Below are 14,603 nucleotides of genomic sequence, written 5' to 3' on the forward strand. Positions count from 1 at the left end.
GGGGAAGCGCCGCCGTGTCACTCTGGGGAAAGTCGGAAAGCGGAGGAAAAGCCATGAGCGGCGAGATTTTCGAGTACGCCGGAGCCACCGTCGAACTGGTCGACGCCTCCACGATTCTGGCGGCGGCCCGCGTCAATCCGGTCGAACTGGTACACCGCGCCCAGTGGCCGGCCGGAGTCCACCGCGTCGAGGTCACCGTCTCGAGCGCGGACACCACGAGCGGCCCGATGCACGTGTTCGTCGCCCGCATCCACGCCGGCGCCGAGCCGATGACCACCGAGCGGATGCGTGCCATGGTGCTCGGCCGGGACCCGATCGGCGTGCTGCTGTCCAAGCGGATCGCGGAGGGCGACCCGGTGGCGACCCGGATCGTGGACGGGGTGGGGTCGGCGGCCGCCGCGGCGTACCGCAAGCTGGGTCTGGACAAGCCGAGCGGCCCCGCGGCGAACCGGCGGCCGGGCGCCTTCGCGGACGCCGGCGTCGGCCTGCAGGCGCAGGTCGACCGGGAGGACGGCGGCGACGTGGTCCGGCTGCGGTCGGAGGTGCCGCGCGACGAGGTGACCGCGAACCACCTGCGTGCGTTCGTCACGCTCACCCTGCAGGCCGTCACCGAGCTGTCGGAGCCCGACGCGCTGCGCGGCCGGCGCTACGTGTTCAGCCGCGAGGCGCCGCCGCCGCCGGCTCCGGCCGGCACCGCGGAGGTCACCCTCGACATGGTCGGCGGGCTGACCGGCGTGGTGGCCGAGCTGCGGCAGATCGCGGTGTCGTTCCGGCATCCGGAGGCGATGGCGCGGTGGGGCGCGCGGCGCCCGCAGGGAATCCTGATGTACGGCCCGCCGGGCACCGGCAAGACGATGCTGTCCCGTGCGCTGGCCAACGAGATCGGCGCCGACTTCCGGGAGATCCGCACCCCGGAGATCCTGGACAAGTGGCTGGGCGGCTCGGAGCGCAACATCAAGCAGATCTTCCGCGACGCGCGGCGCTACCGGGCGCCCACGCTGATGCTGTTCGACGAGTTCGACTCGATCGTCAGCTACGCCGGGGCCGGCGGGGACGCGGCCAGCCAGGCGCTCAACGCGGTCGCCGGGATCTTCAAGCAGGAGATGAACGACCTGATCGAGGCGAACCCCAACGTGATCGTCGTGGCCACCACGAACTTCCCGCAACGGGTCGACGAGTCACTGATCCGTTCCGGGCGCTTCGACATCAAGATCAGTGTCCCGAAGCCGGACGAGGCGAGCCGTGCCGAGATCTTCCGCAAGATGATCCAGGGCCTCGTCGCGGCGCACGAGCGCGGCGGTTTCCGGATGTTCGCCGACGATCTCGACCTGGCCGGGCTCGGGGTGGCGGCCACCGGGATGACCGGCGCGGACATCAAGGAGGTGCTGCGCCGCGTCCAGATGACCAAGGCGATGCAGGACGCCCGGACCGGCGCGGCCGACCCGATCTCCCAGCAGGAGCTGCTGACCGCGATCCGGGACCTGCGCGACCACGTCTAGGCCGCGGCCCGTTCCACGATCGCGGCGATGTCGGCCCCGGCGGGGAGCGTGCCGAACGTGTGACCCCAGTCTCCGCCCAGCCGGCTGGCGCAGAACGCGTCGGCGACCGGGCCGGGGGCGTACCGCAACAGCAGCGACGCCTGCAGGACCAGCGCCATCCGTTCGACGAGGCGCCGTGCCCGTACCTCCGGATCGGTTCCGTCGGCGAGCTGGGACCGCAGGTCCCGCACCGCCTCGTCGAGGTGGCGGTCGCCGCCGCCCACCTCGGCGAAGAACGCCTCCAGGCTCTCCGGCGAGCGGCCGATCGCCCGCAGCACGTCGAGGGCCTGCACGTTGCCCGACCCCTCCCAGATCGAGTTGAGCGGCGCGTCCCGGTAGAGCCGGGGCAGGCCGGAGTCCTCCACGTAGCCGTTGCCGCCCAGGCACTCCAGGGCCTCGCCGACCACCGCCGGCTGCCGCTTGCACACCCAGAACTTACCGACCGGGATGGCCAGCCGGCGGAACGCCTGCTCCTGCGCGTCGCCGCGGACCGCCCGGTCGACGGACCCGGCCAGCCGCATCGCCAGCACCGTCGCCGCCTCGGACTCGAGCGCCAGGTCGGCGAGCACGTTGCGCATGGCCGGCTTGCCGATCAGCGGGCTGCCGAACGCCGACCGGTGCCGCGCGTGGTGGATCGCCTGCACCAGCGCGGCACGCATCCCGGACGCGGAGCCGATCACGCAGTCCAGCCGGGTCATCGACACCATCTCGATGATCGTGCGCACGCCCTGGCCCTCCTCGCCGACCAGCCAGGCCACCGTGTCGTCGAACTCCGGCTCGCTGGAGGCGTTGCTGCGGTTGCCCAGCTTGTCCTTGAGGCGCTGGATGCGGAACGTGTTGCGGGCGCCGTCCGGCAGCACGCGCGGGACCAGGAAGCAGGACAGGCCGCCCGGGGCCTGCGCCAGGACCAGGAACAGGTCGCACATCGGGGCGCTGGTGAACCACTTGTGGCCGGTCAGGCGCCAGGTGCCGTCCGCACCCGGGCGGGCCGAGGTGGTGTTGGCCCGGACGTCCGATCCGCCTTGCTTCTCGGTCATCCCCATGCCGGCCAGCAGGCCGCTCTTCGTGGCCGGGGCGCGCAGGCCGGGGTCGTACGACCGGCTGGTCAGCAATGGTTCGTAGAGCGCCGCGAGGCCGGCGTCGTGGCGCAGGGCCGGGACCACCGCGTAGGTCATCGAGACGGGGCAGGCGTGCCCGGCCTCGGCCTGCGACCAGACGAAGAAGCCGGCCGCGCGGGCCACGTGCGCGCCCGGCCGCGGGTCGGCCCACGCGGCGCCGGCCAGGCCGTGGGCCACGGCGGTGTCCATCAGCCGGTGCCAGGACGGGTGGAAGTCGACCTCGTCCAGGCGGTGGCCGTACCGGTCGTGGGTGAGCAGGCGCGGCTCGTTCCGGTTCGCCTCGTCGGCCCACCGCTGGACCTCCTCGGCGCCCGCGCGCAGGCCGAGCTTGTGCAGATCGCCGGTGGCCCACCCGGCGCCCTCACGCTCGACCGCCGCGGTCAGCGCGGCGTCGGCGGCGACGTCGTAGCCGGTCAGCGGGGGCGGCTGGTTGAACACCTCGTGCGTCACGACCGCACCCTACTCGACGGTAACCATCAGGGGTACGGTAACCATCAGGGGTAAGGTCCCGTGCCGGGCCGGAATCAGCAGGGCGCGTTGTGCGCGCCCAGGCATGGCTCGTTGCCGATCGCGTCGTTGACCCGCTCGCTGATCTGCCTGAGCTGCTTGTACTGCGCCTTGGTGAGCGCGTCGATGAGCAGCCGGCGCACCTCGGCGACGTGCCCTGGAGCGGTGGCCACCACCTTCTCCCAGCCGGCGTCGGTGAGCACGGCCAGCGTGTACCTGCCGTCGGTCGGGTCGGGCGTGCGGTAGAGCCAGCCCTTGGACTCCAGCCGGCGGGCGGTGTGCGAGAGCCGGGACAGCGAGCAGGCGCTGAACTCGGCCAGTTCGCTCATCCGGGCCCGGCGATCGGACTTCATCGAGAGGCCGGCGAGCACCTGATACTCGAAGAAGGAGACGCCGGAGGTGTGTTGCAGATCGGCGTCGAGGGCGGCCGGCAGGCGCGTGAGCATCTTCACCATGGCCAGCCAGGTGTCCTGCTCCTCGGCGTCGAGCCAGCGTGGCTCCTCGGTGCTCATGGGCACCACTTTAGCTTGACGCGTCGATCTCGCCGGTGATCCACGCGACTTGAACCATCAACTCATTCGACTTGACGCTTCAAGTCCTGTCGGCCTAACTTGAGTTGACGGTTCAAGCCTGACAGCAACGGGAGCAGTACCGATGAGCATTCTTCGCGTCGACGCCAGCATCCTCGGCCCGAACTCCGCGAGCAGTGCGCTCGCCGATATCGCCGAGGCCGCCTGGCTCGAGACCGCGCCGGACACCAAGGTCGTGCGCCGGCACGTCGGCAACGAGCCGCTGCCGTCCGACGCCTGGCAGCTCGCCGTCTCGGCCGCCTACGTGTCCGAGGCCGACCGCAGCGCCGCCCAGAACCGCGCCGTCGACCTGGCCCGTGAGCTGGCCAACGAGCTGCGCGACGCCCAGGGCGCCATCCTGGCGCTGCCGTTCTACAACTACGGCGTCTCGCAGCACGTCAAGACTTGGTTCGACCTGGCCATGGCCGGCGGGGAGAACGGCGAGAAGTACCTCGACGGCAAGCCGGTCATCGTGGTCACCAGCCGCGGCGGCGCCTACGGCCCGGGCACCCCGCGCGAGGGCTGGGACCACAACACCGACTACCTGCGCCGCGTCGTCGCCGACATCTGGGGCGCCGACCTCACCCTGATCGAGCGCGAGTTCACCCTGGTCGGCGTGAACCCGGCGCTGGACGCCTTCCTGGAGACCGCGACCGCCATGAAGGAGGCCGCGCACCAGGCAGCCGACGAGGCCGGCCGCACCCTGGCCGCCCGCTGACGCCCCCCGGCAGCCCGAGCTCGTCCCCGCCGTGCTTCGCGGCGGGGACGCTGGGTATAAGCCGCTGATGCGGCATCAGCGGGAGATCGCCCTAGGGGTACGGACCACTCAGGCGGCCGGGCTGGCCGTGGCGCTGCTCGTGCCGTTCGGGATGATCGCGGCACTCGTGGCGGCCCGGGCCGGCGCGTTGCACGACCTGGACATGCGGGTCGCCGACCGGCTGCACGCCTCGGCGCTCGAGCATCCGGCGCTGGTCGACGCGATGCTGTGGTGGAGCCTGATCCTGCATCCGAACACCTGGCGGGTGGCGGCGGTCCTGCTCGCGATCTGGCTCGCCCGGCGCCGGGAGACCGTGCTCGTCTGGTGGGTGGTGGCGACGATGGCCGCCGGGGGAGTGCTCGGCGGCGTACTCAAATTGTTGTTCGGCAGGCATCGGCCGGATCTGCTCGATCCGGTCGCCCGCGCCACCGGATACTCGTTCCCGTCCGGGCACGCGCTCAACGCGGCTCTGGGCGCGGCGGTGTTCCTGCTGGTCCTGCTGCCCCGGACGGCGGGCCGGACGAAGCGGGCGGCGCTGGTCGTCGCGGCCGTCGTCCTGCCGTTGATCACCGCGTACGCCCGGGTGGCGCTCGGCGTGCACTGGACCAGTGACGTGCTGGCCGGGATGCTGCTCGGGGTGGCGGTGCCGGCGGTCACCGTGGCCGTGTTCCAAGGACGCCGCGTCCGGGTAGAAAGCGGCGGTGTCCACATACGTTAGTCAGGCGCTGAAGAGGATCGTGCTGCCCGTCGCCGCGATCCTCATTCTGATGATCGGTCTGGGGCTGCTGGTCACGCACGTGCTGGCGCATCACTGGCCGTTCACCGTGGAGGACGGGGTCAACCGGTACTTCGCCACCCACCGCACGCACGACGAGACCGAGGTCTCCTGGTGGTTCAGCTTCCTCGGCAACACGTCGACGGTGATCGGGCTGACCGCGATCATGGCGATCGTCCTGCGGCTCACCCTGCACCGGTGGCGGGAGTCGATCTTCCTGTGCCTCGTGGTCAGCGCCCAGGCGCTGGTCTTCTTCTTCACCACGTTGGCCATCGACCGGCCGCGGCCGGACGTGCAGCGCCTCGACGCGTCCCCGCCCACCTCCAGCTTCCCGTCCGGGCACACCTCGGCGGCGTTCGCCCTCTACGTCGGGCTGGCCTTGCTGCTGGCGTCGCTGGCCCGGCCCGGCTGGCTCAAGGCGCTGTGCTGGGTGCTCGCGTTGCTGCCGGTCGCGGTCGCGCTGGGCCGGCTCTACCGGGGCATGCACCACCCCAGCGACGTGCTGTCGTCGTTCCTGAACGCCTCGCTCTGCCTGCTGGTGATGACCCGCGCGGTGCTGTCCCCCCACGTCCCCTGGAAGATATCTAAGGTGAGGTCATGGTCCCCTTCGACTTCCCCGGCGAACCGTCGCCGAACGGGTACAGCAACGTCGTGACCATCCACCCGGGCAGCCGTCTGGTGTGGACGTCCGGACAGGTCGCGGCCGGGCCGGACGGCGTGGTGCCGTCCGGCTGGGCGGAACAGACCCGCCAGGTGTTCCGCAACCTCGGCGCTGCGCTCGAACAGGCCGGCGCGACCTGGGCCGACGTGGTCAAGTTGACGTTCTACGTGGTGGACACCGACGAGCTGCCGACGGTCCGGGCGGTGCGCGACGAGTTCGTCAACGTGGCCGCCCCGCCGACCAGCACCCTGGTCAAGGTGGCCGGGCTGTTCCGCCCGGAGTTCCTCGTCGAGGTGGAGGCGGTCGCCGCCCTCTAGCGGTCGGCGGGCCGGTGACCCCCGGCCGCGCCGGACGCCGGGAGCGCCCCGGGGCGTACCGCATCGGGATCTTGACTGTGCTGGTGATCGGAGGCGGCGAAGCCGGGGCAGGTCGGAGGGCTGCCCCGGCTTCGCCTCACCGCTCAGGCCGCGACAGGAGCCTGAGCGGTGACCGGAGCCGACCCGCCCGACAGGTGCCGTAGATATGCCGGCAGGGTCAGGAACTCCGGGCACGTTCTCTCTGTGAGCAGGACCGTCAGCAGCGTCCGCGCCTGGCCGAACAGCCGGGCCGTCTCCTCGTCCAGCGCACCGGTCTCGCTGAGCACGTCCAGCTCCTCGCGGAGCATCCGGGTGACCAGGGCGGCCGTGACCGGCACCCCGTAGTCGGTGGGCGTGCCCGTGGAGATCCACTGCCAGAGCTGGGCCCGGCAGATCTCCGCCGTGGCGGCGTCCTCCATCAGGCCGCCGAGCGCGACGGCGCCGCGTCCGCCGAGCCAGGCGGCGACGTACCGGAGCGCGACGCTGACGTTGTTGCGCAGCGCCACCTCGCTCACCGTCACCGCGGGACCTCTGACGCCGAGCAGTTCGGCGGCGCCGACCCGCACGTCGTCGCGCTTGCGGACGATCTGGTGCGGCTCGTCGCCGAGCCACTGGTCGAAGACCTCGCGGCAGGTGGCGACCAGTCCGGGGTGCGCCACCCAGGAGCCGTCGAAGCCGTCGCCGACCTCGCGCCGCTTGTCCTGGCGGACCTGGTTGAGCGCGCGCTTCGCGGCCACCGGGTCGCGGCTGGGCACCACCGCCGCCATCCCGCCGATGGCGTGCGCGCCGCGCCGGTGGCAGGTCTTGACCAGCAACTCGGTGTACGCCCGCAGGAACGGCGCGGTCATGGTGACCTGGGAGCGTTCGGGCAGGACCACGTCCGGCCGGTTCTTGATCATGCTGAACAGGTAGTCCCAGCGGCCCGCGTTCAGCCCGGCCGAGTGCTCCCGCAGCTCGTAGAGGATCTCGTCCATTTCGAACGCCGCGTTGATGGTCTCGATCAGCACCGTGGCCCGGATCGTGCCACGCGGGATGCCGAGCAGGTCCTGGGCGAACACGAAGACGTCGTTCCAGAGACGGGCCTCCAGATGCGACTCCAGTTTCGGCAGGTAGAAGTAGGGGCCGGAGCCGCGCTCGAGCTGCTTGCGCCCGCAGTGGAACAGGTAGAGACCGAAATCGAACAGCGACGCCGAGACCGCGCGGCCGCCGATCCGCAGGTGACATTCCGGCAGGTGCCAGCCGCGCGGGCGCACCATGATCGTCGGCAGGGTGTCGCCGACCTGGTAGCGGCGGCCGTCGGCGGCCGTCCAGTCCAGCGTGCCGTCCAGCGCGTCCTTCAGGTTGAGCTGGCCGAGGACGACGTTCTCCCAGGTGGGCGAGGTGGCGTCCTCGAAGTCGGCCATCCACACCCGGGCGCCGGAGTTGAGCGCGTTGATGGTCATCTTCCGCTCGGGCGGTCCGGTGATCTCCACCCGGCGGTCCATCAGGTCGGGACGCGGGGGAGCGACCCGCCACGTGGCGTCGTCGCGGATGTGCCGGGTGGAGCCGAGGAAGTCCAGTTCGGTGGTGCGGGTGGCCCGGCGGCGCCGGCGGCGCTCCAGCAGCTGCACCCGGCGGGCGCCGAACTCGCGGTCCAGCGCGACGACGAACGCCACCGCCCCGGGGGTGAGGATCTCGGCGTACCGGCCGGTCGTGGCGCCGGTGAGGGTGACCTCTTCGCCGCCCATCAGAACTGCTCCGCCTCGGTCGAGCCGGACAGCGCGGTGGTCGAGCTCTCCGGGTTCAGCGCGGTGGAGACGGCGTCGAAGTACCCGGTGCCGACCTCGGCCTGGTGCTTGGTCGCGGTGTAGCCGTCGGCCTCGGCGGCGAACTCCGCCTCCTGCAGCTTCACGTAGGCGCTCATGCCGCTCTGCGCGTAGCCGCGGGCCAGCTCGAACATCGAGTGGTTCAGCGCGTGGAAGCCGGCCAGCGTGACGAACTGGAACTTGTAGCCCATCGCGCCGAGCTCCTTCTGGAACCGCGCGATGTCGGCGTCGTCCAGGTTCTTCTTCCAGTTGAACGACGGCGAGCAGTTGTACGCCAGCAGCTTGCCCGGGTGCACGGCGTGCACCGCCTCGGCGAACTTGCGGGCGAACGCCAGGTCCGGCTTGCCGGTCTCGACCCAGAGCAGGTCGGCGTAGTCGGCGTAGGCGATGCCGCGGGCGATCGCCGCGTCGTCGCCGGGCCGGACCCGGTAGAAGCCCTCGGAGGTGCGCTCGCCGGTGGTGAACGGCTTGTCCCGGTCGTCCACGTCGGAGGTGAGCAGGTCCGCGGCCAGGGCGTCGGTGCGGGCGACCACCACCGACGGGACACCCGCCACGTCGGCCGCCAGGCGGGCCGCGTTGAGCGTGCGGATGTGCTGCTGGGTCGGGACGAGCACCTTGCCGCCCAGGTGGCCGCACTTCTTCTCGCTGGCCAGCTGATCCTCCCAGTGCACGCCCGCGGCGCCGGCCGCGATCATGGCCTTCATCAGCTCGAACGCGTTCAGCGGGCCGCCGAAACCGGCCTCCGCGTCGGCGACGATCGGGGCGAACCAGTCCCGCTCGTGCCGGCCGGCGGCGGTGTCGATCTGGTCGGCGCGCAGCAGCGCGTTGTTGATCCGCCGGACCACCGCGGGCACCGAGTTCGCCGGGTAGAGCGACTGGTCCGGGTAGGTGTGCCCGGAGAGGTTCGCGTCCGCCGCGACCTGCCAGCCGGACAGGTAGATCGCCTTCAGCCCGGCCCGCACCATCTGCGTCGCCTGGCCGCCGGTCAGCGCGCCGAGCGCGTTGATGTAGTCCTCGGTGTGCAGCAGCTCCCACAGCCGCGCCGCGCCCCGCTCGGCGAGGGTGTGCCGTTCCTGCAGCGTGCCCCGCAGCCGCACGACATCCTGCGCGGTGTAGTCGCGCTTGACGCCGGTCCAACGGGGGTCGCCGGCCCACGCCCGAGTGAGGTCCGCAGCGGTACCGCCCCTGGTGGCAAGCTCAGTCATCGAAGATCCCTTCCCTGCTCTGTCGCGTTCCTCCGCGTTCTGCCGCGTGGAAGAACTTCACTCTCAGGGATCCCACCCGCCACTCTGAAGGCCTTTTCCAACAGAAGAATCGCGGAATTTCTGCTAAGTTGAAACCCGTGAGCGCTTCACCTTCACCGGACGTCGATCTGGTCACGCTCGGGCAGCGTCTGCGGCATCTGCGACGGTCCAAGGGCCTGACGCTGGAGCAGCTCAGCGCGGCGGCCGGCCGGGCGCCGTCGCAGCTGTCGCTGATCGAGAACGGCAAGCGCGAGCCGAAGCTCTCCGTGCTGCAGGCGCTCGCCGCCGCGCTCGGGGTGACCCTGCAGGACCTGCTGCGCGCCGAGGCGCCGAGCCGGCGGGCCGCCCTGGAGATCGAGCTGACGCATCTGCAGAAGAACCCCGCTTATTCCGCTCTCGGCCTGCCGGTCGTCAAGGGCGGCCGGCGGCTGCCCGCGGATGCCCTGGAGGCCCTGATCGGGCTGCACCGCGAGCTCAACCGGGTGCTCACCGAGCAGAGCGCCACCCCGGAGGTGGCCCGGCGGGCGAACGCGCAACTGCGGGTGGAGATGCGCCGGCGCAACAACTACTTCGCCGAGATCGAGGCCGCCGCGAACGACATCCTCCGGTCGGTACGGCATCCGACCGGCCCGCTGTCCCAGCGCGGCATCCTGGACATCGCCGCGCAGGTCGGGTTCACCCTGCACTACGTGAACGACCTGCCCAGCTCCACCCGCTCGGTGACCGACCTGAAGAACCGCCGGATCTATCTGCCGCAGGTGGCGAGCGGCCGCGGCCACGACCCGCGCGGGGTGGTGCTGCAGACGCTCGGGCACTTCGTGCTCGGCCACAACGACCCGGCCGACTACGGGGACTTCCTGCGCCAGCGGGTCGAGGTGAACTACTTCGCGGCGGCGCTGCTGATGCCGGAACGGTTCGCGGTGGACTTCCTCACCGCGGCCAAGGCCGACCGGGCGCTGGCCATCGACGACTTCCGTGACGCGTTCGGGGTGTCGTACGAGACGGCGGCGCACCGGTTCACCAACCTGGCGACCCAGCACTTCGGGATCCCGGTGCACTTCGCGCGGGTGCACGAGAGCGGGATCGTCTACAAGGCGTACGAGAACGACAACGTGCGTTTCCCGTCCGATGTGACGGGCGCGATCGAGGGCCAGCCGGTGTGCCGGAAGTGGGCGTCCCGGACGGTGTTCGAGGCCGACGATCCGTATTCGTCGTTCTATCAGTTCACCGACACCGTGGCGGGGACCTACTGGTGCACCGTGCACGTGGAGTCCACGCGGTCCGGGGAGTTCTCGGTGACGGTCGGGACACCGTACGAGCACGCGCGCTGGTTCCGGGGCGGGGACGTGTCCGGGCGCACCGTCTCCACCTGTCCCGATCCGGACTGCTGCCGGCGGCCGCCGGCGCCGCTGGTGGACCGCTGGGCCGGGAACGCCTGGCCGTCGGCGCGGGTGCACTCGCACCTGCTCGCGGCCCTGCCGCCGGGGACGTTCCCGGGCGTCGACAACCGGGATGTGTACGACTTCCTGGACCGCCGGGCCTGAACCAGCCGCGGGCGCGGCATCGCCGGCCGTCCGGCGCCGCCGACGTCCTTCTCCGCTGAGCGGCCCGACCGCCGGTGCCCTCGGTGGTGATCGAGCGGACCGGCGACCCGGGGCCCGCTCGGTGCGTACCTGGCGAGGCTTGTGGGTGTTGCCCTAAAGATTCCTTAACAGTGTTTACTGTTAACTACATTTCATTTACGTTGATGAACACGTCGTCCCTCCTCTTCAGGCAAGGAGCTCCTGATGAGACGCCGATTCACCCTGCCCGCCCTGACCGTCGCGGCGGTCACCGGTTCCCTGTTGGTAGCCGCCTCCCCGGCGTTCGCGCACGGCTACATCTCCTCCCCGCCCAGCCGCCAGGCCAACTGCGCCAGCGGCAAGGTCGCCAACTGCGGCGACATCATCTACGAGCCGCAGAGCGTCGAGGCGCCGAAGGGCTCCACCCAGTGCAACGGTGGCGGCAGCCGGTTCGCCGTGCTCAACGACAACAGCAAGAACTGGCCGGCCGCCAGCGTCGGCCAGACGGTCACCTTCAACTGGACCCTGACCGCCCGGCACTCGACCTCGACCTGGGAATACTTCATCGGCAACACGCTGCTCGCGTCGTTCAACGACGGCGGCGCGCAGCCCGGCGCCACCAAGTCGCACACGGTCAGCATGAGGGGCTTCACCGGCCGGCAGACCGTGCTCGCGCGGTGGAACATCGCGGACACGGTGAACGCGTTCTACTCCTGCGTGGACCTGAACATCGGCGGCGGGGCGTCGAACCCGACCCCCACGCCGGCCCCGACGGCGACGCCCACCCCGGCACCCACCGCGACCACCCCGCCGGGCAACCCGGGCAGCACCACCTGGGCGGCCGGGACCACCTACAAGGCCGGGGACAAGGTCACCTACGCGGGCCGGTCCTACCAGTGCCGGCAGCCGCACACCGCGATCAGCGGCTGGGAGCCGCCCAACGTGCCGGCTTTGTGGACCGCGCTGTAGTCATGGTTCTTCTCGGACAGTCGAGCGGCCCGGTTCGCCGGGCCGTCTCGGCCTCGACCGCGGCGGTCCTGCTCGCCGGGTGCTCGTCGGCGCCGGCTCCCGCGCCGGCCCCGGTCGCGTCCGCCGCGGCCACCGACACCGACGTGATGTTCCTGCAGATGGGGCTGGCGCAGATCGCCGAAGGGGACCGGGTGGCCGCGCTCGCCGCGGAACGCGCCGACAACCCGGAGATCAGGGCGATCGCGGGGGAGCTGCGCGGGCAGTGGAAGGACGAGAGCGGCACCATGCGGCGCTGGCTGCTGGGCTGGTCGGCATCGGTCACCGCCGACCCGTCGGCCGGCGCGCACGCGGGACATGGGGACCTGCACGCGCTGCGCGAGTCCGACTTCGCGCAACTCGCGGCCATGCGAGGGGCGGATTTCGATCGTACGGCGGTCAGCCTCCTGCTCGGCAATCTGCACAACGGTATGGAGACGCTGCGGATGGAGTCGGCGTCCGGCGGCTATCCGCCGGCGAGGAACCTCGCCACGACGATGACCGCCACCCGTCAGTCCCAGATCCAGCGGTTGCTGCAGCTCGCGGCGTCCGGCTAGGCGAGTACGGTCGGCGGCGTGCCGGAGCTGATCGTGCCCACCGCGCCGCCGCCACCAGCGGTGAGCGGATTCGGCGGCAGCGACCGGACCGCCTCCCGCAGCGTCTGCAGCAGCGCCGCCGCCAGCGCGGAGGGGCGCCTCCTCGGCGTCGCCACCCCGACGAACCGGCACGGCGCGGGCGGCCGCAGCGGCACCGCCACCAGGCCGGCCGGATCCATGGTCAACGCCACCTCCGGGACCGCGCTGATCCCCACGCCGGCCCGCACCAGCGACTGCGCGAACTGGTAGTCCGTCCCGCGGCACGCCGTCCGCATCTCGAACCCGGCCAGCGCCGCGTAGTGCTGCAGCAGGTCGCTCTGCCAGATGCAGCCGGAGACCCAGCGCTCCTCGGCCAGGTCGGCGATCGCCAGGCTCCGTGCGCCGGCCAGCGGATGGTCCGCCGCCATCACGATCCACATCGGGTCGTCCAGCACCGGCGTCCAGACCAGCCCGGACCTGTCGCCGTCGACGACCGGCGGCGGGCCGTCGAAGTGGTAGGCCAGCGCCAGCTCGGCGGCGCCGGACCGGACCAGCGGCAGGCTGTCCTCCGGCTCGCTCTCGATCACGGTGAGCTCGACGCCCGGGTGCGCCGTCGCGAACCGGATCAGCGCGGACGGCAGCAGCCGCTGCCCGCCGCTGGTGAACGTCGCCACGGTCAGCTTCCCGGTGCGCGCGGTCGCCAGCCGGTCGATCTCGCGCTGCGCGGTGACCAGCTCGGCGGTGATCGCCTCGGCGGCGTCGATCAGCACCAGGCCGGCCTCGGTCAGCTCCACGCCGCGGGTGCTGCGCCGCACGACGGCTGTGCCCAGGCCCCGCTCCAGGGCGCTGATCTGCTGGGACACCGCGGACGGGGTGAGCCGCAGCTCGGCCGCCGCCCGGTTGAAGCTGCCCTGCCGGGCGACCTCGGAGAGCACCTGCAGCCGCCGGGAGTCGATCATCAGTTTTCCTTAGTACGACATCAGTAAGTCAGCACTACCGCTTACTACCGTACAAAGGAATCCTGTGGGGGTGAATCGTCGTGCCTGGCTCCTGTTCGTCCTCGTCTCCGTGCTGTGGGGCATCCCGTACTTCCTGATCAAGATCGCCATCGACGACCTCTCGCCGATGCTGGTGGTCGCCGGCCGCTGCGCCATCGCCGCGGCGGCCCTGCTCCCGGTCGCCGCGCTGCGCGGCAGCCTGCCCGCGCTGCGCGGTCGGCTCCCGGTGACCGGCCTGCTCGCGCTGGTCCACATCGTGGGTCCGTTCCTGCTCATCACGTACGGCGAGCAGCACATCAGCTCCTCGCTGACAGGCATCCTGATCGCGATCGAGCCGGTCGTCATCGCGCTCCTGATGGCCGGCTCCGAGCCGATCACCAACCTGCGCCTGGCCGGCCTGGTCGCCGGCTTCGCCGGGGTGGTCATCCTGGTCGGGCTCGACGTGTCCGGCGACCGGTGGGGCCTGATCGGCGCCGGGATGGTCCTGCTCGCCGCCCTCAGCTACGCCTACGCCACCAAGCTGGTCCAGCAGCACGTCGCCGACGTCCCGCCGGACGCGCTGACGGCGGCCACCACCACGATCAGCACGCTGGTGCTGATCCCGTTCGCGCTGTTCCACCTGCCGCCGGCGGGCAGCGTGGGCGCGGACTCCTGGCTGGCCCTGGGCGGGCTGGGGGTGCTGTGCACCGCGCTGGCGATGCTCGCGTTCTACCGGTTGATCGGGCTGGCCGGTTCCAACAAAGCGGGCCTGGTGACGTATGTCAACCCGGTGGTGGCGGCGCTCCTCGGTGTCGCTCTCCTGCACGAGCCGGTCGGGGTGGGGACGGTGGCGGGCTTCCTGCTGATCGTCGCGGGTTGCTGGCTCTCCACCCGCCCGGCCCGGAGCCCCGCCGAGATCCCCGTGAACGCCGTCTGACCGCCCACCCACGGCCCTGCCGGCCCGACCCCACCCGGTCCGCGCCGCCCGGTCCGCGCCGCCCGGTCCGCGCCGCCCGGTCCGCGCCGCCCGGTCCGCCTGTCCGGTCCGCGCCGCGCGGCCGCGCCGGACCTGCCCGGCTGGCGTCCGGAGACACCTCTGGACGCCGGCCCCGGCTGTTCGCCTGGTCCTGAGAGGTGTGTCAGGCCGCGAGGTG

14 protein-coding genes are annotated in these 14,603 nt (G+C 71.7%); 9 read left to right on the plus strand and 5 right to left on the minus strand.

What is annotated here, in order from left to right:
- The first annotated feature begins 53 nt into the window (after positions 1–53).
- Entirely contained in the window at positions 54–1,499 is a 1,446-nt protein-coding gene (locus Asi03nite_RS04075) for an ATP-binding protein (RefSeq protein ID WP_203677028.1), read from the plus strand.
- Here Asi03nite_RS04075 and Asi03nite_RS04080 read toward each other — a convergent pair.
- Positions 1,496–3,106, minus strand: coding sequence for an isovaleryl-CoA dehydrogenase (locus Asi03nite_RS04080; protein ID WP_203677029.1), 1,611 nt, complete (start codon positions 3,104–3,106; stop codon positions 1,496–1,498). The two genes, Asi03nite_RS04075 and Asi03nite_RS04080, sit on opposite strands and share 4 nt — an antisense overlap.
- Before the next feature lie 74 nt (positions 3,107–3,180).
- Positions 3,181–3,675 (minus strand): MarR family winged helix-turn-helix transcriptional regulator, encoded by a 495-nt coding sequence (locus tag Asi03nite_RS04085; protein ID WP_203677030.1) that lies wholly within the window; start codon positions 3,673–3,675, stop codon positions 3,181–3,183.
- Positions 3,676–3,817: 142 nt separating this feature from the next.
- Here Asi03nite_RS04085 and Asi03nite_RS04090 point away from each other — a divergent pair, with 142 nt between their 5' ends.
- From Asi03nite_RS04090 to Asi03nite_RS04105, 4 genes are all read left to right on the plus strand, one after another.
- Positions 3,818–4,450, plus strand: coding sequence for an FMN-dependent NADH-azoreductase (locus tag Asi03nite_RS04090; protein ID WP_203677031.1), 633 nt, complete (start codon positions 3,818–3,820; stop codon positions 4,448–4,450).
- A gap of 67 nt (positions 4,451–4,517) precedes the next feature.
- The gene (locus Asi03nite_RS04095) at positions 4,518–5,207 is read left to right on the plus strand and encodes a phosphatase PAP2 family protein (protein WP_203677032.1); all 690 of its coding nucleotides are present in this window, start codon (positions 4,518–4,520) and stop codon (positions 5,205–5,207) included.
- The gene (locus Asi03nite_RS04100; RefSeq protein WP_203677033.1) at positions 5,191–5,919 is read left to right on the plus strand and encodes a phosphatase PAP2 family protein; all 729 of its coding nucleotides are present in this window, start codon (positions 5,191–5,193) and stop codon (positions 5,917–5,919) included. The genes Asi03nite_RS04095 and Asi03nite_RS04100 overlap by 17 nt, the downstream gene beginning before the upstream one ends.
- A complete protein-coding gene (locus Asi03nite_RS04105) occupies positions 5,862–6,242 on the plus strand; it encodes a RidA family protein (protein ID WP_203677034.1) in 381 nt (126 codons plus the stop codon). Before Asi03nite_RS04100 ends, Asi03nite_RS04105 begins: the two co-directional genes overlap by 58 nt.
- 143 nt (positions 6,243–6,385) lie before the next feature.
- On the opposite strand, the gene aceB is transcribed toward Asi03nite_RS04105, so the two are convergent.
- Together aceB and aceA are read right to left on the minus strand one after the other, a co-directional pair.
- Positions 6,386–8,008: a malate synthase A gene (gene aceB, locus Asi03nite_RS04110; protein WP_203677035.1), complete on the minus strand. Its 1,623-nt coding sequence runs from the start codon at positions 8,006–8,008 to the stop codon at positions 6,386–6,388.
- On the minus strand, positions 8,008–9,291 hold the full coding sequence (gene aceA / locus Asi03nite_RS04115) for an isocitrate lyase (RefSeq protein WP_203677036.1): 1,284 nt from the start codon (positions 9,289–9,291) through the stop codon (positions 8,008–8,010). Before aceA ends, aceB begins: the two co-directional genes overlap by 1 nt.
- A 137-nt stretch (positions 9,292–9,428) precedes the next feature.
- On the opposite strand from aceA, the gene Asi03nite_RS04120 reads away from it, so the two are divergent.
- The 3 genes from Asi03nite_RS04120 (at position 9,429) to Asi03nite_RS04130 (ending at position 12,454) form a co-directional block, all read left to right on the plus strand.
- Positions 9,429–10,874 carry a helix-turn-helix domain-containing protein gene (locus Asi03nite_RS04120; RefSeq protein WP_203677037.1) on the plus strand — a complete coding sequence of 482 codons (1,446 nt, stop codon included), beginning with the start codon at positions 9,429–9,431 and terminating at the stop codon, positions 10,872–10,874.
- 243 nt (positions 10,875–11,117) lie between these two features.
- A complete protein-coding gene (locus tag Asi03nite_RS04125) occupies positions 11,118–11,861 on the plus strand; it encodes a lytic polysaccharide monooxygenase (RefSeq protein ID WP_203677038.1) in 744 nt (247 codons plus the stop codon).
- A 2-nt stretch (positions 11,862–11,863) separates the two neighbouring features.
- Complete coding sequence (locus Asi03nite_RS04130) at positions 11,864–12,454, plus strand: DUF305 domain-containing protein (protein ID WP_203677039.1); 591 nt, start codon at positions 11,864–11,866, stop codon at positions 12,452–12,454.
- Here the strand turns inward: Asi03nite_RS04130 and Asi03nite_RS04135 are convergent.
- On the minus strand, positions 12,451–13,431 hold the full coding sequence (locus tag Asi03nite_RS04135; RefSeq protein WP_203677040.1) for a LysR family transcriptional regulator: 981 nt from the start codon (positions 13,429–13,431) through the stop codon (positions 12,451–12,453). The two genes, Asi03nite_RS04130 and Asi03nite_RS04135, sit on opposite strands and share 4 nt — an antisense overlap.
- A gap of 70 nt (positions 13,432–13,501) precedes the next feature.
- Here Asi03nite_RS04135 and Asi03nite_RS04140 point away from each other — a divergent pair, with 70 nt between their 5' ends.
- Positions 13,502–14,386 (plus strand): DMT family transporter, encoded by an 885-nt coding sequence (locus Asi03nite_RS04140; RefSeq protein ID WP_203677041.1) that lies wholly within the window; start codon positions 13,502–13,504, stop codon positions 14,384–14,386.
- Positions 14,387–14,603: the final 217 nt, after the last annotated feature.

This window comes from Actinoplanes siamensis, assembly GCF_016862395.1.
In the GTDB taxonomy this organism is placed as follows: domain Bacteria; phylum Actinomycetota; class Actinomycetes; order Mycobacteriales; family Micromonosporaceae; genus Actinoplanes; species Actinoplanes siamensis.

Excerpts from the sequence above, each read along its gene's own strand:
- Asi03nite_RS04075 (WP_203677028.1), top strand. The coding sequence starts at position 54 with ATGAGCGGCGAGATTTTCGAGTACGCCGGAGCCACCGTCGAACTGGTC.
- Asi03nite_RS04085 (WP_203677030.1), bottom strand. The coding sequence starts at position 3,675 with ATGAGCACCGAGGAGCCACGCTGGCTCGACGCCGAGGAGCAGGACACC.
- Asi03nite_RS04090 (WP_203677031.1), top strand. The coding sequence starts at position 3,818 with ATGAGCATTCTTCGCGTCGACGCCAGCATCCTCGGCCCGAACTCCGCG.
- Asi03nite_RS04095 (WP_203677032.1), top strand. The coding sequence starts at position 4,518 with ATGCGGCATCAGCGGGAGATCGCCCTAGGGGTACGGACCACTCAGGCG.
- Asi03nite_RS04105 (WP_203677034.1), top strand. The coding sequence starts at position 5,862 with ATGGTCCCCTTCGACTTCCCCGGCGAACCGTCGCCGAACGGGTACAGC.
- aceB (WP_203677035.1), bottom strand. The coding sequence starts at position 8,008 with ATGGGCGGCGAAGAGGTCACCCTCACCGGCGCCACGACCGGCCGGTAC.
- aceA (WP_203677036.1), bottom strand. The coding sequence starts at position 9,291 with ATGACTGAGCTTGCCACCAGGGGCGGTACCGCTGCGGACCTCACTCGG.
- Asi03nite_RS04125 (WP_203677038.1), top strand. The coding sequence starts at position 11,118 with ATGAGACGCCGATTCACCCTGCCCGCCCTGACCGTCGCGGCGGTCACC.
- Asi03nite_RS04130 (WP_203677039.1), top strand. The coding sequence starts at position 11,864 with ATGGTTCTTCTCGGACAGTCGAGCGGCCCGGTTCGCCGGGCCGTCTCG.
- Asi03nite_RS04135 (WP_203677040.1), bottom strand. The coding sequence starts at position 13,431 with ATGATCGACTCCCGGCGGCTGCAGGTGCTCTCCGAGGTCGCCCGGCAG.